The organism is Grimontia celer (assembly GCF_900055185.1).
Classification (GTDB): domain Bacteria; phylum Pseudomonadota; class Gammaproteobacteria; order Enterobacterales; family Vibrionaceae; genus Enterovibrio; species Enterovibrio celer.
Genome location: NZ_FIZX01000001.1, coordinates 700087 through 716864, shown reverse-complemented (window position 1 = coordinate 716864; position 16778 = coordinate 700087). Strand labels below are relative to the sequence as shown.

The window sequence follows — 16778 nt, the reverse complement described above, 5'->3', positions numbered from 1 at the left end:
AACGAAAAGCACTCGCTTTAACCGGGCGGGGAATATAGCAAAGCCAAACCGTATGTGACAATGATCACTTTTGTTAAATTTCACAGTTTGATGGCAAAACAGGCTGATTTGGATAAAGCGAAAAAGAGAAAGCCCGACGAGAATGCCGGGCTTGTCGATGTATATTTAAGCTGAACTCACTTCATATGAAAGATTTGCTCAGTTTCCAGTGACGTCATCGCTCGCACCTGACGCCATACATAGTAGAAGATACCCAGCATCATCAATGTGCTTGGAATCGCAATCATTGGGTAGCTGTAGAGTGTCATTTTGCCTAACTCTTCATTGAATGCCACTGTGCCCGCTGGGCTGGTCACAATCCAAGTCGCGAGGAAATAGTTCATTGCAGACGAGAAAACAAAAGTACTGGCAAACAGATAGTTAGATACCGTAAGACAACGCTCAAATGACTGTGTATTGTTTGTTTCCGCCAGACGCTCTTTGATAAGCTCGAGATTGAGGAGAGTGTCGTTGAAGATCATTTTCTTTACGATGGGATAAGGCGTGAAAGTGGAAATCAAGACCGCCAGACCAATCACACCAGGGATCAAGGCTTCTTTTATCGCCAACCATTGGGTATCCAGCTCAAGCAGACCAATCCCGCCTGTCAGCAACACACTGACAAAGCCCAGTGCCGCAATCAGGTTCAGCTTTTTGCTTCGAACAAGTTCCAAACCACCGTAAGCTACTGGGAAGGCTAACGCCACAACCAGCGCCATTACGGTGCCAAGATGCTCCTCACCGCTGAACTTCATCAAAATAAATGAAGGCAAAAATACGTTAAAGACAATTTCGAATAGTGCGTTCGGCTTTTTGGTTTCGGTATTACTCATAATCTTCCAGTTTAAAGCGCCATGTTATTTTTCAGGCTTTGTTGAATTGTTCCCTGACAGCCACGAGATGTAAAGGTTGGATACCTCATCCTGTGTAACGACATGTGTCGCTTACCTTGTTATTCAGGCAGCGATTTGATGTGAAAAGTTCCGAAAAAGGTAAAGTGAGGGGGATTTTGAAGCACAAAAAAGCCCCGACATTTCTGTCGAGGCTTCGTTGTATTGGCGGAACGGACGGGATTCAACGCGCCGGGCTCCCGGACGCGGCCCAAAGTGCGCAGCACTTTTTGGGGCGCGAATAAGAAAAAAGCCCCAGTCTTTCGACTGAGGCTTAAATCGTTGGCGGAGCGGACGGGACTCGAACCCGCGACCCCCGGCGTGACAGGCCGGTATTCTAACCAACTGAACTACCGCTCCAATTCTTGTGAAATCCGGCTTTGCAGCCCAACTTCCAGAATGTGGCGGAGAGATAGGGATTTGAACCCTAGATACGCTATTAACGTATGCCGGTTTTCAAGACCGGTGCTTTCAACCACTCAGCCATCTCTCCGTAAGTGCGGCGAATATTAGCGAGGTCTCGGAAGGCTGTAAACCCCCTTTTTGCATGTTTTAATTCAAATGCTCAAAAAGCCACCAGGAAGTATGCATTTTCTTGCTTGACATCAGAAAACCCAACATCTTAAAAATGGGAAATTAACCTTCAAAACGAATTTTAAACTTTCTCGTACCCTGAATGTCAGCGACTGCTAGAATGCCCATTATCTAAAACAATTCGAACATGACGATGACAAGAAAACTGCTCACCTTCTTTCTTTGCTTTTTTGCCCTTTCACCTACATTTGCTACCGAACAACCGGAAACCATCAGAGGCGCTGCCTGTTTAGTCTCAGATGATCAAGGCCGCGTGTTAGTCACCCGGGATATTCTGAACAACCGAATTTCAATACCGGGCGGCTTTGTAGATAGCGATAATCCCGCTGATGCTGCGATCCGCGAAACCCTCGAAGAGACGGGTATTGCAGTTGAAGTGGTCAAAGAGTTTGCACGATTAGATAGAGCCGTTTTGTTTGATTGTCGCGCCCTATCCCCAATTGCTATCCATAATAAGGAAGATGGCAATGCCATGGTGGCCAGTTGGCAAGCTGAGCATTTTGGCCGGGAAGTTCGCAACGTTTCCATGATGAAACCAAGCTTAGTAGACATAAAAGAAGTCCGATTCCCCGATCAGGTAAGAATGATCCCAACCTGGCTGGAAACTGCTACACCTAGTGAAACCTCCCACTTCGAAGAGTTCAGTCACATGAGTGCTGAGTTCAATGTGTGGAATGCATCGATTAACCAAACTTTCCAACAAATCATCAAAACAATACCTTCCATTTTTGGTGGACTGCTTACAGCGTCCTCGGCAATGGGAAGCGGCGTATTGTTCTTCTTGCTTATCCCAATTGCAATGGCATCTGGCGGCGTAAAACGGGTTTCTCAATTGATGTTTACAACCGTCGCTGTCACCTTGATTGTCAGCTTCGCAAAGCTGTATTTTGCTGTTCCCAGACCCTTTTATCTGTTCCCAGATCTTCAGCTTACAGGCGCTTCAGGTTTCGCTTTCCCGAGTGGCCATACAGCCACAGCCTTCGCAGTATGGGGACTGGTTTACCTGTGGTTGAAAGAAGCAGGTAAGGGATATCTCGCTATTTGGTTAATACCGTCGGTATTGGTGGCATTAAGCCGTGTTTATCTTGGTGTCCATTATGTTACCGACGTGCTGGCCGGAGCCGTGATTGGTACATTGGTGGTGTCAGTTTCACACGCTTTGACCCAACGTAAGAGCAAAGTTATTTCTCCGATATTATGGGCACTGATTGGCGTTGTCGCCCTTCCGCTTGCCGCCACCCAGATCCAGCCAACTTTTCTCTACTGTGCGGCTTTTTCACTGACTTTCGCTGTGATGCTGTTCCTGACCAAAAAGAAAATCCCGGCTATTGATACACCTTTAGGTAAGAAGGGTTTCATTTGGGCATTGGTCAGTGTCGCGATAATTGCCGGGTTGATTGGCGGCGTTGGGCATGTGTCCAACTCAAGCATCGAAATTCTTGCTGCAACCACACTGGGGTTTGCCTTATTAGCTGTGTTGTTATCTTGGTTGGTTCCTAAACTCAGCAGATAACTCACCAACAGCCCGCCACAAAAAAGAGCGCCCTAAGGCGCTCTTTTCATCAAACAGGAAGATTAGCCTTTCGCTATATCTGCCAGTTCTTTTTCCGCATCGTGGTCAATTTCCACATGCGTAACAACACCAGCGTTTGGATCGTTGAAGACTGACTCATCCAGCTTGCCTTCGCTTTTCGCAACGATACAGCTGACTGCCGCATCACCGGTGACGTTAACCGCGGTACGAACCATATCCAACAGACGGTCAACACCCAGAATAAGACCGATACCTTCAAGCGGCAGACCAACCTGTGCGAATACCATCGACAGCATGATCAGGCCAACACCCGGCACACCAGCAGTACCGATAGAAGCCAGAACAGCCATCAGAATCACGGTCAGGAAGCCACCCACGCCCAAGTCAATGCCGTAGATGTTGGCGATAAATACCGTCGCCACACCCTGCATGATCGCTGTACCATCCATATTGATGGTTGCACCAAACGGAACGGTGAATGAACCCACAGAGTTCTTCACGCCCATACGCTCAGTTACGGTACGCAGGGTGACCGGAATAGTCGCGTTCGAGCTTGCAGTACTGAAAGCGAATACCTGCATATTGCGAGCCTTCTTCATGAAGGTCACGATGTTCAGGCCTGAGAACACTTTCAAAATGGTTGGGATAACCACAAAGAGGTGAACCAGCAGGATGCCAATCAGCACAACCACATAGCCAATCAACTCGACGAAGAGTCCCAAGCCGAGGTTGGCCATGGCTTTGGCGATCAGACAGAATACCGCGTAAGGTGCGATTTCCATGATGAGGGTAACCATCTTCATCATGATTTCGTTCAGCACTTCCACAAGCTCAACGACTTTCTTCGCTTCTTTACCCACCATCAAAATACACACACCCATCAGGATGGCGAAGAAGATGATTTGCAGCATCTCGCCTTCGGAAAGCGCATTCACTGGGTTGTTAGGGATGATGTCGATAAGCACTTGAGAAAGTGGCGGCGCTTCACGGCCCGAAAACGCAGTATCGGCTGCCATTTGCATGCCAGAACCAATACCACTGATTGACGCGATAGTAATTGCCACTGCGATTGCTACGGCGGTCGTCAGAATGTAAAGACCGAAAGACTTAGAGCCTACTCGACCAAGCGTTTTAATGTCACCAATCCCGCAAACCCCGCAAATTAGCGAGAAGAGTACCAGCGGAACAACCATCATTTTCAACGCGTTAACAAACATTTTGCCCACAACATGGAACAAACCGTTCGTGATATAGGTGTCAACAAATCCACCTGCTGGGTTTAAGCCCAGAATGTTAATTGCGAGTCCAAGGATAATACCGGCTACCAAGCCGACAATTACCTTCGCGGTTAGGCTCATCTTGCCATCACCGTTTGATGCAGCGTCTACCATATTGCCTCCATGACTTTAGTTATGCAGTCGTGAAAACCCTTTCTTTTGTCTGACTTACTGGCAATTGGCAATATTTGCACTAGCTAATTATGCATAATTAGTCACAAAGAGAGATATTCCATTCACTCAATGAGAAAGTGGTTGAATTAGCTTATAAATTAACCAGTAGCGAGCGACTTATTTCGGGTACTCTCACAACTGGCAATAGATATATCGTGAATCTAAATTCAGCTTTGTCTCGAATTTGAGTGATTCTGAAGTTTTTGTTAACGAGCCATTAACGAAATATGCTGCATGGGAATAAAGACAGAGAATTGATGAGTCTTGCAGCAGGTTCTATCCTGCTGCGACTTCCTGGGAAAGGTTTAAGTGATTCTGTGCGGTCATGAAACTCACGTGAGCTTCAATCAAGGTTTTGGCTTCACTTTGCCAGTACTCGCCCTCTTGGCACTGGCAGTACTCAAGCAATACCACAACTAAGGCATCCATCCGTTGCAGGCACCATTTCTTCACTTTCAAATCGTGCCTAATGTTGCTGCCCATTTCCTGCATCTTGCTGTAGGCGAATTGGAGGAAAGCGTAAGCACCTTCAACACTGTCCTGAGCGTTAAGATGATGATGGATGCGCATACACGCATCCAACCAGTAACCAATAGCCTGACTCTTAGACTCATCAATGTATGGAAGAAACAGTGATGGGGGCGCTTGCTTCACCATTTCTTCCAAACAGCAAATCTCATTGATGTTCTGGTTACAATACCAACGCTGAACTTCGCCCAGCCAGACATCTACCGTCAGTTCATTGGACTGGCTCATGCCGCCGACTCCCAATTACGCACAAAGTGATTGTCCGAGACTTTCTGAATTTCAGGCTGCAGTTTCGCGCTGAGAATACGCACCTCATCAGCGTTCTGGGAGTAGTTTTCGGTTTGATGGATAAGATCCGCAAAGGGCAGGTCAGGATCTGGCACAGCGGAAATCAGAAGCTTGGTATATGGGTGTTGCGGGTTGGAGAGAATCTCCTGCGTATCGCCCCACTCCACGATTTGTCCGCGATACATCACCGCTGTTTCTTCTGCAATGTAATGCGCTGTCGCTAGGTCATGAGTGATGTAGAGAAAGCCAATGCCCATCTCTTTTTTCATGCGCTGCATCAGGTTCAGCACGCCCAAACGGATTGAAACATCCAGCATAGAAGTTGGTTCATCCGCCAGAATCACTTCTGCACCCACACCCAGAGCCCTCGCCAGATTGATGCGCTGTCGCTGACCACCGCTTAGCTGATGAGGAAACTTGGAGAGACAATTCGGATCCAACTCGACCAGTTCCATCAGTTCGCGTTGGCGTTGTTTCACTTCCTCTTCGGTCGTGGCCTGGTTGTGGATTTTCAGTGGTCGAGCAATATGGTGATCAATAGTGTGAGCCGGATTGAGCGAACCAAATGGGTCTTGGAAGACCATCTGTACATTGCTCCGATATTCGCGCAGTGCTTTGCCCGAATTGATGGTGTCGATACTCTGCCCTTTGAAGAGAATATCTCCCGTCGTCATCTCATGTACCTTGGTAATGAGACGCGCAACGGTACTTTTCCCGCAACCAGATTCTCCAACCAACGCTAATGCGCGCCCTTTGTGAAGATCAAAGCTGATTCCGCGCAGTGCTTCAAAGGGTTCTTTCTTGGAGAAACCGCCACCTGCAAGGAAGGTTTTTGAGACGTTCTTAACTTCAATAATTGGCTTGCTCATGCGGTTGCCCCCTGTTCAAATTTGGCTTTGCTACCTTCGCGGTCGTGAATATTCGGGAAGGAGGCCCAAAGCTTCTGGGTGTATTCGTGTTGCGGGTTCTGGCGAATTTCTTTTGAAGTATTTACTTCCACTATTTCGCCGTGACGCATGATGGCAATGCGATCGCTCAGCTGGGTCATCAAAGCCAGATCGTGGGTAATGAAAAGCACAGAGAAGCCAAATTCTTCTTTGAGGGTGAAAATCTGCTGAAGGATTTCGCGTTGCACCACCACATCCAGCGCAGTGGTGGGCTCGTCCATGATGATAAGTTTCGGACTCAAGCTCAGTGCAATCGCAATCACCAAACGCTGACGCATGCCACCACTGAACTGGTGCGGGTAGTCTCTCAACCTGTCACGGGGAATATTCACCAAGTCCAACATCTTGTAGGCGCGATCAATTGCTTCAGCGCGCGTCCAACCTTTGTGGTGGCAAATCACATCCACGAATTGCTCTTCGATCGTGAGTACAGGATTCAGGGAATTCATGGCACTTTGGAATACCATAGCTATCTCGCTCCAACGAACCGCTGCCAGTTCTTTGTTGGATAGCGTGCGTAGGTTTCTCTCTTCCAGCCAGATTTCGCCGCCGGAAATGTACGCAGGTGGCTTGTGCAGATTGTTCACCGAAAATGCGATGGTACTTTTCCCGCAGCCGGATTCCCCCGCCAACCCGAAGACTTCACCTCGGCCAATATCAAAGCTGACTGATTTCACCGCACGGAAATGACCATCATCCGTGATGTAGTCAACGCAAAGATCTCGAACTCTTAACAAAGGGTCACTATGAAAGGCGTGTTCACTTGCCATGTAGATTCACTCCCAAAACAATATTGAATGCAAATTATTATCATTTCTTTTTGCAGTAAAATAAGTTCTTAAAAAGAGTGAATTTGATCGCAGAGTATTGGGGGGAAGGATCGCCAGCGTCCTTTCAGGTACAATTCCCACTCATTTCTTGAATCCGTGGTAAGCATGAGTCAATGTCCTGAGTGCGGAAACGCGCTTGAATGCACTGCTGAGTCTGGTCAATGCTGGTGCATGCAATATCCCAATATTCTTCCTCCTGCTGGCGAAGATAACCTCTCGTGTCTGTGTAAAACCTGTCTGGCTAAACGCATCAACGAGAAGCTGGAAACCCTCTATCAGGAATACAGCACCAATGATTTGATTCGTCTGGCAAAGCCCTATCGCGAGCAGAAAGAATTAGTGGAAGGACTGGATTACACCATCGAACGTGGATTCTATGTATTCTCAGCTTGGTACCATTTACGCCGTGGCAACTGTTGTGGAAACGGCTGCCGACATTGCCCATACGGCAAAGCAGAACCATTAGGCTTTAACAACGTGGGATAAATCACGGACTCGTTGACATTCTTAGCTGAAAATACGCCGCTTTTTTTCACTCAAACAAGACAATCCAGAAGAATGAAAATCGTTGCTGTCACCGCCTGTCCAACAGGCATTGCCCATACTTATATGGCTGCTGCTGAACTCAAAAAAGCAGCACAACAAATCGGTATTCAAATCGCAGTGGAGACCCAAGGCGCGATGGGTATTGAGAACCCGCTAAGCATTCAGGATATCGCCCGCGCGAATGTCGTATTGATTGCCTCCGACATTGAAGTAGAAGACCGCGCCCGTTTCACTGGCAGCAAAATCCACTGCGTGACCATTGAAGAAGTCCTGACAGATCCGGTGAAAGTATTGGAGCGCTGCAAGACGATATGATCACCCGGAGGATCACCTTCTTTGTTGATGAAGAAGGCCTGGCAGCATGGAGGCTGAACCGTTTGAAAATACTGGCGGGGTACTTCCGATCCGTCACTATGTTCTGCAATATCTCCCAACGCAAACAAGCCAGCGTCGAACATCCTATCAGGATGATGAGCCTGAGTATCAAGCCGGGCGATCTCTGCCAGTTATTGATTGAAGGGTCTGATGCCGAGCTTGCTTCCATGGTGCTCACCGATTTCCTGGATGAACATGCTCACGTACTTTCCGGTGGCAAAAACAGTGCGCCGTTTGAGCCTTCCAATCATGTCACCCTTCCCTTCACGGGCTGTATCCACCGCATTGATAAATATTCATTAGATAAACACGCGTTATTGGCAGAGTTCGCGCTGAAAGTATCAGTGAATGAATCTGCCAGTCAGGAAGACTTGTTCAACGCGCTGTATAAACGCGAGAGTGTTTCAGCAACCTGCATGGGGCATGGCATTGCACTGCCCCATATCATTTCACCGAATGTCAGTAAGGCACATCTGATGATTGCGACCACAGCGTTACCACTGGATTGGAGCTCACAGCGCGGTGATGTGACGCGGGTGATCGGAATGATGCTCCCGGCGCCGCCTGTTCGCGATCATGTGGTCGCCTTTTCTGGTTTTTCTCAATTGCTATTGGAAGAACATTTTTGCCGCTATCTCACCGATAATCAGGATACGGATATTCTGGAAACCATCATCGTCCATTCCCTTTCCAATGCGTCAGTCTGAGCCCCGGTATTCAGACGGTGTCATGCCTGTTTTAGACTTAAACACGCGATAGAAGTAGTTCACGTCCTGAAAGCCGCAACGGGTTGCCACTTCCCCCAGCCGAAAATCATAACGTTTCAACATGAACTTGGCGCGGTCGATCCGTACCCAGGTAATGTAATCCGCCATCCGCATATGGCCTTGCTGACGGAAAAGCCGCGACAGATGATTCGGGGTGATATTGAAGCGATGCGCTATAGATTCACGCGTGATGTGGCGGTGAAAATTCTCCTGAATGTAGATACAAATCCCCTGATACAAATCTTCCACCCGGTTGCGTGTGCCTGCTGTCGGCGCAGTGAGCATCTGCTGGCAATAGCTCAACAGCGCGTGGAGCAGATATCCATCCATCGGGGTTTGCACGGGCTCTTTGGCAAGCGTATTCAGCGCTGCCAGTATGTGGTCGATAGCGTGCCCAGTTCGGGTTTGGATACTGTGTTTTTGCACGTCGTAGAAGCCAGGTTGATTCTTGGCCTTGCTCACCAGACTGAAGCCCAGTTGGCGCTTGCCGAACAGAAGGCTCAGAACGGAACAGTCGGTGTCCCAGTTGGGTTTGTTCCAGCTGTTTGGCGGCACATATAAGGCGTCACCTGCCAGCAGTTTCGATTCAGTGATCGACTTGTCAGGGTTTTCCAAAAGGTTGGGATATTCACCACTGATCACCAGCTCTACACGGGGAAAGTTAACCTGGTAGCTAAATTGTGGTGGTGTCACCTGATCACTGGCAAACCAGATACGGTTGAAGTGCTCGCGCTCTGCCAGAAGATTCTCCAGCAGTAGTTGAAAGACCTGACTCATGGTTGTTGTTTCTAGTGCCCAATAACGCGCCGATTATGCGCCCGCATACTTTAACCAACCACATAATCTCCACAGCACGTACTCATTGCGTGACAAGGCTCACCAAAAATGCGGTCTCTGGCACTACCTCTAGGTTACTAATCTCTAGCGCCATTGAAAATCCTCCAGATCCTGCGCACTAACAGATGACAAACAGATAGATATAAACAAATGATTATTATACATTTTATGTTCCCCCCTTACAAAAGCATAACTCCTCTCTTAGTGAGAACAAGATCACACCTCACTTTTAATGTTACAAATATCCAGTAAAAGCCTTATCTCTCCTCTTCAAACAGTACGCCCTAAAACGGGAAAATATATCTATCGGTAACAACCGCCATAACGATAAATTTTGAGGGGTAGACATCATGATTACATCGCTAATCAATGAAGATTTGATTTGCCTGAACCTGAAAGCAACGTCCAAAGAAGACGTTTTTGCAGAGATGATTGAACTTCTGCATGCTCAGGGCAGAGTGAACGATAAAGCACAGTTCCTGGCTGATATTCACGCCCGTGAAGAGCTGGGTAACACCGGTTTCGAAGATGGCGTTGCCCTTCCGCACGCAAAAAGTGCTGCAGTGATTGAGCCTGCTGTCGCTATCGGTATCAGTCGCGAAGGTATCGAATACGGTGCTGAAGATGGTCTGCCTTCAAAACTCTTTTTCATGATTGCGTCGCCGGATGGCGGTGCGAACCACCATATTGAAGTGCTGGCTGAACTGTCTTCAAAACTGATTGAAGATGGCTTCATCGAAAGCTTCATGAAAGCCGAAACCGCCAAAGACGCACTGGCCCTGTTGCTTGAAAAGAAAGAAGAACTGGAAACACCGGAAGCCAATAAAGGCTTGCTGATCGGTGTCACTGGTTGCCCTGCAGGTGTTGCACACACCTATCTGGCCGCAGAAGCGCTGGAAAAAGGTGCTGCGGAACTGGGCTTTGAAATGAAGGTAGAAACTAACGGTTCTATCGGCGTGAAAAACAGTCCAACTGCGGAAGAAATTGCCCGTGCAGAAGCGATTATCGTTTCCTGCGACAAGCAAGTGGATATGACCCGTTTTGCGGGCAAACGCCTGATCAAAACCGGTGTTAAAGCGCCAATCAAAGATGCAAAAGGCTTGATCAATCAAGCTCTGGAAGCCCCAGCGTATGTCGCTTCGGCTGATGACAAAGCATCTGAATCGTCTGAGAGCAAAGCTTCTCAGGCACGCTCTGATTTATATCGCTACCTGATGAATGGCGTATCTCATATGATCCCGTTCGTGGTAACAGGTGGTCTTCTGATCGCGCTGGCTCTGGCAATTGGTGGTCAGCCTACCGAAGCGGGCATGGCGATCCCTGCCGGCAGCATGTGGAACAAGGTGTTGGATGTGGGCGTGGTTGCCTTCACTCTCATGATCCCAATTCTTGCCGGTTACATTGCTTATGCGATTGCTGACCGTCCAGGTCTAGCCCCTGGCCTGATTGGTGGCTGGATTGCCAACAACGGTTCATTCTACGGCGCAGAAGCGGGTACAGGCTTCATCGGCGCTATAGTTGCTGGTCTGCTGGTGGGTTACTTCGTGAAATGGGTGGCTACCCGTAACTACCACAAGTTTATCCAGCCATTGGTGCCAATCATGATTGCACCAATCACAGGTTCTCTGTTCATTGCTGGTCTGTTCATCTTTGTTATCGGCGCGCCAATCGCGGGACTGATGGAAGGCCTGAATACTATGCTGACCAACATGAGCACAGGCAACGTTGTTCTGCTGGGTATTGTATTGGGTGGTATGGCCGGCTTCGACATGGGTGGCCCATTCAACAAAGTGGCATTCCTGTTCTCAGTAGGCATGATTGCAAGCGGTCAAACACAGTTCATGGGTGCAATGGCATGTGCGATTCCTGTTGCTCCACTGGGTATGGCACTGGCTACCGTTATCGGCCGCAAGTTCAGTATCTTCGAACAGTCTGAAATCGAAGCGGGTAAAGCATCGGGCGCGATGGGCCTGGTGGGTATCTCTGAAGGTGCAATTCCATTTGCCGCACAAGACCCAATGTCCGTGATTCCTGCGAACGTTATCGGCTCAATGGTTGCTGCAGTAATGGCCTTCTCCTTCGGCATTACTAACAGCGTGGCGCACGGTGGCCCAGTTGTTGCGCTTCTGGGTGCAATGAACAAACCTGTTCTGGCACTGGCATGTATGGCAGTGGGTGCAGTAGTGACCGCACTGGTTGCCGTTTCCCTGAAGAAAATGCGTCAGGCGAAAGCACAAAACGAAGTCGCAACGGCATAGTCAGATGAAAAACGCTCCCTGCGGGGAGCGTTTTTATTTGCAGAATATATAGGCAAGACAAGCGCAGAATTTGATAAACTTCTGCCAGTTGCAAATGACCTGAAGAAGAACAATGACAACTCAATTTTTCCCTCTGAAAAACGTTATCCAGGACTATGCCTGGGGCAGTTACACTTCGCTGACTGAACTGTTTGATATGCCAAACCCAGAGAAAAAACCGCAAGCGGAAATCTGGATGGGTGCTCACCCAAATGGCTGTTCAAAAATCACTGTCGATAACAAAGAAACCCTGCTGTCAGATTTCATTGGCTCAGACATGGAAAACATTCTGGGCGCATCCACTACCCAACAATTTGGTGAACTGCCTTACCTGTTCAAAGTGCTGTGTGCTGAAAAAGCGCTGTCGGTGCAAGTTCACCCAAGCAAAGCTCAGGCTGAAACCGGTTTTGCAAAAGAAGAAGCAGCAGGCATTCCCCTGTCAGCGAGCTTCAGAAACTACAAAGATCCTAACCACAAGCCGGAGTTGGTTTTCGCGCTGACTGATTACACGGCGATGAACGGCTTCCGAGATTACAGCGATATTCTGGGCTTCTTCCATCAGCTCAACATTGAAGAGTTGGCATCTCTGGTAAGTGCTTTGCAAGACAACCAGAACGAACAAGGCCTGAGTGACTTCTTTGGTGCCCTGCTTTCTCTGGAAGGCGAAACCAAAGACGCAGCAGTATCTAAACTACTGGCCTATGCAGGCGCGAACCAAACTGATGAATTGTTTGGATTGCTGTTGACGCTGTCTGAGCAGTACCCAGGCGATATTGGCCTGTTCTCACCACTGATCCTGAATACGCTGACTCTTCAGCCGGGCGAAGCGATGTTCCTTGATGCCTGTACGCCGCATGCTTATATCAAAGGTACAGGTCTGGAAATCATGGCGAACTCAGACAACGTGCTTCGCGCAGGTTTGACACCAAAGCATATGGACGTACCGGAACTGATTTCCTGCACACGATGCTTGCCAATGCCAGAAGAAACCATTCTGCTGGCACCAAGCATTCAAGGCAATGCGCAGCACTACCCGATTCCTGTGCCGGATTTCAAATTCAGTGTTTACCGCAACACCCAGGACGAAGTGCTGAGTACACAGAGCGCAGAGATCCTCTTTGCCATTGATGCACCTCTTACTGTTTCACACAGCAATGGAGAAGCGGTCACCTTGCAAAAAGGCGAATCCGTTTTCATTCCAGCGTATGTCGGCGATTACCAGACCAGCTGCGAAGGTCTTTTTGCCCGCGCCTATAACTAATCACACCTAAGAAAATCCCCCTAAGTAAGATCGCCCGGCATTTGCTGGGCTTCTTTTTGTTTGTACCCAATTCCAACTTTTGCATATGCGTCAACGAGATGCGTAACAGTCAATTTAACAACGTTTTTCCACCATCTGAGAAAGTGTTGCTAAAGCCAAATGCGCTAAGATATTTGCTTAATTTGCTATGTTTAACATTAGAAAAAGCCCCTACCATGCCTAGCTTCCTGAACACACGGTGTCTCAGGAGTTAGTGTGCTCGAGGGAGTTATCTTGCATTTAAAGAAAGCGCTTTCAAATGCCAGCAAGATAGTGAGCACGCAGTCTAAATAGAACTGACTACCCTCGGAGGGGCTCTATGCTCAAAGGAAAAATCATAGTGTCAGGAGTGACATCGCTGGCTATTCTGACGGGGTGCTTTCTCGAATCGAAAGTCCCGTACTTCCCAGACTGGCCGCAGATTAACAGTGCAATCAAAAAAGATCCGGAGATAGAAAGCCGGGTCGCGGAGATACTCGCGCAAATGACGCTGGAAGAGAAAGTTGGACAGATGATCCAACCTGACCTTCGCAGCGTGACACCTGAAGAGGCGAAAGAATACAAGCTGGGCTCAGTGCTCAATGGTGGTGGCGGCTGGCCTGATGGCAACAAATACGCCACCGCTCAAGATTGGGCTGAGGAAGCTGATAAATACTATCTCGCCCTTGAGGAAGCTTACGCAGACCGTGGTTTCCGTATTCCTTTCATGTGGGCAACTGATGCCGTGCATGGCCATAACAACGTTTTTAAAGCCACCGTCTTCCCACATAACATCGGCCTTGGCGCCGCAAACAATCCCAAGCTCATCAAACAAATCGGTAAAGCGACTGCACGTGAAGTCGCAGCGACTGGCCTTGACTGGACATTCGCCCCCACCGTCGCCACGCCACGCGATTATCGCTGGGGACGCGTTTATGAAGGCTATTCAGAAGACCCTGAAATTGTCTATCAATACGCTGGCAAAATGGTTGAAGGCTTGCAAGGTGGCACAAGGGGCCTGAAAAGCGAACGCCATGTTATTTCCAACGTCAAACACTGGCTCGGTGATGGCGGTACCACTGATGGTGTCGACCGTGGCATGAACGAATACAGCGAAGAGTACCTTCGTAATATTCACGCAACGGGCTACTTCTCGGGCCTGGATGCTGGCGCGCAAGTGGTCATGACATCGTTTAACTCTTGGCATAACGAAGCCAACTACGATGTGATGGACACCGACAATTACAACAAGAAGCTCCATGGCAGTAAGTACATCGTCAACGACGTACTGAAAGACAAAATGGGCTTTGATGGACTGGTTGTCACAGACTGGAACGGTCACAGCGAAATCAACGGTTGTACCGCAGGCAACTGTCCTCAGGCAGTGCTCGCTGGTAACGACATCTTCATGGTCACTGCCCGTAAAGACTGGCAGGCTTTTTATAGCAATGTCATTGACCAGGTGAATGACGGCACGATTCCAATGAGCCGCATTGATGATGCAGTCACCCGTATTCTCCGCGTGAAAATGCGTGCCGCGCTTTGGGAAAAACCGCAGCCTACCGAGCGTCGATTGGCAGGTAACCAGGATATCCTGGGCTCAGACGCGCACCGCGAGCTGGCACGTAAAGCTGTTGCCCAATCTTTGGTGCTCCTCAAGAACAACGACAAAGCTTTACCTTTGTCGTCTCAAAAGCAATATCTCGTGGTGGGCAGTGCTGCCCATGACATTCAAAAGCAGACTGGCGGCTGGTCGTTGACCTGGCAAGGTACCGAGAACACGCTGGAACGTGACTTCCCAGGTGCGACAACCATGCTGATGGCAATGCAGGCGCAAGTCGGCGAAGAGAATGTCTTTACGGATGTCTCTTCCGCACCTCAGGATGCCACAGCTGTTGTGGTGATTGGTGAAGACCCTTACGCCGAGATGTTCGGTGACATCAACAAAACTAAGACGCTGGAATACGCCACGCTGAAATCCTCTTATGGCGCAGATCTTCGCCTGATTAAATCGCTCAAAGAGCAAGGCTTTAAAGTCGTCACCGTGTTCTTCTCTGGCCGTCCACTTTATGTAAATGAAGAGATCAACCACTCTGACGCCTTTGTAGCAGCATGGCTGCCAGGCACAGAAGCGGGTGGTATCACTGACGTGCTGTTTGGTGTTGATGACAAGGACTTCCGCGGTCGTCTTTCTTTCTCCTGGCCAAAAACCAAGTGTTCTACCACCATCAACCGCAAAGCGCCGAATCTTATGGACTATGAAACACCGGAGATGGAGCAGGATATCGAAGGTGACCATGCACCACTGTTCGCATACGGCTATGGCCTTTCTTACAACAAGAAGAAAAGCAGCAAGCTGAAAATCGATCTGGATAATCTTCCACTCGATCCACGCGAATACGGTTGTGGCCTAGATGCACCAGATGACGGCATTGCGACCACCAATCTGGAAATCTTTGGTCGCTCAGCCGATGACGAATTTACACCTCGCATTGCAGGTTCATCGAATGGCTGGGTCGGCGTGACAGTATCCAACGGTACACCAACCACCATTGGATCTCTCACCACTACCCCTATCGATCACCTCCACCAGCAAGATGCAGTGAATGTTAAGTTCACGGGTGAAGCGCCTGCGCAGATCTATATGCAAACGGCGGATGAGCAGGTGACCGACAAACAAAGTTACCTCAATGCGGATGCTACCCTGCAGTTTGATATCGACATGAAATCAACCGCGCCGCAAAGCATGATTCTGGCAACGCATTGTGAGTGGCCTTGTCTGGGTCAAGTCCCTATCCACAAAGTGCTTCCAGCGCCAAGTGGTCAAGATGAAACCAAGTGGACGACCATTAAGATCCCACTGCAGTGTTTTGCTGACGAAGGCATGGCATTCCAGATTCTTAACACGCCGTTCCTGATTTATGCTGATGAGGAAGTCGAGTTCAATCTGGGTGAGGTTCGCTATGTGCCACGCAGTCTCGATGCTGCAGAAGACGCTATTACCTGTGAAGAGTTGAAAGTGCCGGTTGAGCCGCCACTCCAAGGCGATATCGTTGATATCTGGGAAACGTGGGAACCAAACATCAACACTTGGCAAGCGCGTACAGACACTTGGGAAGGTTTGACCGACCATGTTGTCGTGACTGGCAACGACCCTTCGGATAATACTCATGAGTTCACCGTGACTTACGATGCGGCAAGCCCTGAGTATTACAAAGGCTTAGTGCTGGTGCAGGGTAAAACCTTAAACCTGTCTAATTTCACTTCTGGCAACCTGACGTTCGATATTTACATCGAAACCTATGGTGAACCTGCAAACCCTGGTGAAACCCAAACCGAAGAAGTGGTCGTCAAGATGGAATCGACGGCTGGCTCTGGAAATGACTATCCGTTGGGCAGCCTTGCTACTGGACAATGGCACACCATTTCAGTACCCGTTGCGGAGCTGAACACGGGCGCTCTGGATATCACCAAAGTGAATACGCCGTTCGCCACCTTGTCTGACTGGAATGCCTCGCAAGCTGGTGTGGTCTATCGAGTGCGCAATATTAAGCTTGAGCAGTAACTGACACTTGC

Annotated in this window: 13 protein-coding genes and 2 tRNA genes; 7 read left to right on the top strand and 8 right to left on the bottom strand. The window is 48.9% G+C overall.

Features of this window, described 5'->3' with window-relative positions:
• Positions 1–176 precede the first annotated feature (176 nt).
• The 3 genes from GCE9029_RS03285 to GCE9029_RS03275 all read right to left on the bottom strand — a co-directional run bounded on the left by GCE9029_RS03285 (position 177) and on the right by GCE9029_RS03275 (position 1422).
• Complete coding sequence (locus GCE9029_RS03285) at positions 177–872, bottom strand: VC0807 family protein (RefSeq protein ID WP_062661012.1); 696 nt, start codon at positions 870–872, stop codon at positions 177–179.
• Positions 873–1212: 340 nt separating this feature from the next.
• Positions 1213–1289: transfer RNA gene (locus GCE9029_RS03280), tRNA-Asp, on the bottom strand.
• A 42-nt stretch (positions 1290–1331) separates the two neighbouring features.
• A tRNA-Ser gene (locus GCE9029_RS03275) sits at positions 1332–1422 on the bottom strand.
• 234 nt (positions 1423–1656) lie between these two features.
• On the opposite strand from GCE9029_RS03275, the gene GCE9029_RS03270 reads away from it, so the two are divergent.
• Entirely contained in the window at positions 1657–3036 is a 1380-nt protein-coding gene (locus tag GCE9029_RS03270; RefSeq protein WP_062663103.1) for a bifunctional NUDIX hydrolase/phosphatase PAP2 family protein, read from the top strand.
• Positions 3037–3098: 62 nt separating this feature from the next.
• Here the strand turns inward: GCE9029_RS03270 and GCE9029_RS03265 are convergent, their stop codons facing one another.
• From GCE9029_RS03265 to GCE9029_RS03250, 4 genes are all read right to left on the bottom strand, one after another.
• Positions 3099–4448, bottom strand: a complete 1350-nt coding sequence (locus GCE9029_RS03265) for a dicarboxylate/amino acid:cation symporter (RefSeq protein ID WP_062661011.1) — start codon at positions 4446–4448, stop codon at positions 3099–3101.
• A 336-nt stretch (positions 4449–4784) separates the two neighbouring features.
• Positions 4785–5264 (bottom strand): hypothetical protein, encoded by a 480-nt coding sequence (locus GCE9029_RS03260; RefSeq protein ID WP_062661010.1) that lies wholly within the window; start codon positions 5262–5264, stop codon positions 4785–4787.
• Positions 5261–6193, bottom strand: a complete 933-nt coding sequence (locus tag GCE9029_RS03255; RefSeq protein WP_062661009.1) for an ABC transporter ATP-binding protein — start codon at positions 6191–6193, stop codon at positions 5261–5263. The genes GCE9029_RS03260 and GCE9029_RS03255 overlap by 4 nt, the downstream gene beginning before the upstream one ends.
• Positions 6190–7041: an ABC transporter ATP-binding protein gene (locus tag GCE9029_RS03250; RefSeq protein ID WP_062661008.1), complete on the bottom strand. Its 852-nt coding sequence runs from the start codon at positions 7039–7041 to the stop codon at positions 6190–6192. Before GCE9029_RS03250 ends, GCE9029_RS03255 begins: the two co-directional genes overlap by 4 nt.
• A gap of 165 nt (positions 7042–7206) precedes the next feature.
• Here GCE9029_RS03250 and GCE9029_RS03245 point away from each other — a divergent pair, with 165 nt between their 5' ends.
• From GCE9029_RS03245 to GCE9029_RS03235, 3 genes are all read left to right on the top strand, one after another.
• Positions 7207–7587 (top strand): cysteine-rich CWC family protein, encoded by a 381-nt coding sequence (locus GCE9029_RS03245; RefSeq protein ID WP_231870024.1) that lies wholly within the window; start codon positions 7207–7209, stop codon positions 7585–7587.
• A gap of 72 nt (positions 7588–7659) precedes the next feature.
• Positions 7660–7962, top strand: a complete 303-nt coding sequence (locus GCE9029_RS03240; RefSeq protein WP_062661006.1) for a PTS fructose transporter subunit IIB — start codon at positions 7660–7662, stop codon at positions 7960–7962.
• Positions 7959–8729: a PTS sugar transporter subunit IIA gene (locus GCE9029_RS03235; RefSeq protein WP_062661005.1), complete on the top strand. Its 771-nt coding sequence runs from the start codon at positions 7959–7961 to the stop codon at positions 8727–8729. The genes GCE9029_RS03240 and GCE9029_RS03235 overlap by 4 nt, the downstream gene beginning before the upstream one ends.
• On the opposite strand, the gene GCE9029_RS03230 is transcribed toward GCE9029_RS03235, so the two are convergent.
• Positions 8721–9566: an AraC family transcriptional regulator gene (locus tag GCE9029_RS03230; RefSeq protein ID WP_062661004.1), complete on the bottom strand. Its 846-nt coding sequence runs from the start codon at positions 9564–9566 to the stop codon at positions 8721–8723. The genes GCE9029_RS03235 and GCE9029_RS03230 overlap by 9 nt on opposite strands.
• Before the next feature lie 410 nt (positions 9567–9976).
• Here GCE9029_RS03230 and GCE9029_RS03225 point away from each other — a divergent pair, with 410 nt between their 5' ends.
• The 3 genes from GCE9029_RS03225 (at position 9977) to GCE9029_RS03215 (ending at position 16767) form a co-directional block, all read left to right on the top strand.
• Positions 9977–11884: a fructose-specific PTS transporter subunit EIIC gene (locus GCE9029_RS03225; RefSeq protein ID WP_062661003.1), complete on the top strand. Its 1908-nt coding sequence runs from the start codon at positions 9977–9979 to the stop codon at positions 11882–11884.
• A 112-nt stretch (positions 11885–11996) separates the two neighbouring features.
• Positions 11997–13184, top strand: a complete 1188-nt coding sequence (gene manA / locus GCE9029_RS03220; protein ID WP_062661002.1) for a mannose-6-phosphate isomerase, class I — start codon at positions 11997–11999, stop codon at positions 13182–13184.
• Between the two features lie 358 nt (positions 13185–13542).
• The gene (locus GCE9029_RS03215; protein WP_062661001.1) at positions 13543–16767 is read left to right on the top strand and encodes a glycoside hydrolase family 3 protein; all 3225 of its coding nucleotides are present in this window, start codon (positions 13543–13545) and stop codon (positions 16765–16767) included.
• Positions 16768–16778 lie beyond the last annotated feature (11 nt).

Excerpts from the sequence above, each read along its gene's own strand:
- GCE9029_RS03285 (WP_062661012.1), bottom strand. The coding sequence starts at position 872 with ATGAGTAATACCGAAACCAAAAAGCCGAACGCACTATTCGAAATTGTC.
- GCE9029_RS03270 (WP_062663103.1), top strand. The coding sequence starts at position 1,657 with ATGACAAGAAAACTGCTCACCTTCTTTCTTTGCTTTTTTGCCCTTTCA.
- GCE9029_RS03265 (WP_062661011.1), bottom strand. The coding sequence starts at position 4,448 with ATGGTAGACGCTGCATCAAACGGTGATGGCAAGATGAGCCTAACCGCG.
- GCE9029_RS03260 (WP_062661010.1), bottom strand. The coding sequence starts at position 5,264 with ATGAGCCAGTCCAATGAACTGACGGTAGATGTCTGGCTGGGCGAAGTT.
- GCE9029_RS03255 (WP_062661009.1), bottom strand. The coding sequence starts at position 6,193 with ATGAGCAAGCCAATTATTGAAGTTAAGAACGTCTCAAAAACCTTCCTT.
- GCE9029_RS03250 (WP_062661008.1), bottom strand. The coding sequence starts at position 7,041 with ATGGCAAGTGAACACGCCTTTCATAGTGACCCTTTGTTAAGAGTTCGA.
- GCE9029_RS03245 (WP_231870024.1), top strand. The coding sequence starts at position 7,207 with ATGAGTCAATGTCCTGAGTGCGGAAACGCGCTTGAATGCACTGCTGAG.
- GCE9029_RS03240 (WP_062661006.1), top strand. The coding sequence starts at position 7,660 with ATGAAAATCGTTGCTGTCACCGCCTGTCCAACAGGCATTGCCCATACT.
- GCE9029_RS03235 (WP_062661005.1), top strand. The coding sequence starts at position 7,959 with ATGATCACCCGGAGGATCACCTTCTTTGTTGATGAAGAAGGCCTGGCA.
- GCE9029_RS03230 (WP_062661004.1), bottom strand. The coding sequence starts at position 9,566 with ATGAGTCAGGTCTTTCAACTACTGCTGGAGAATCTTCTGGCAGAGCGC.
- GCE9029_RS03225 (WP_062661003.1), top strand. The coding sequence starts at position 9,977 with ATGATTACATCGCTAATCAATGAAGATTTGATTTGCCTGAACCTGAAA.
- manA (WP_062661002.1), top strand. The coding sequence starts at position 11,997 with ATGACAACTCAATTTTTCCCTCTGAAAAACGTTATCCAGGACTATGCC.
- GCE9029_RS03215 (WP_062661001.1), top strand. The coding sequence starts at position 13,543 with ATGCTCAAAGGAAAAATCATAGTGTCAGGAGTGACATCGCTGGCTATT.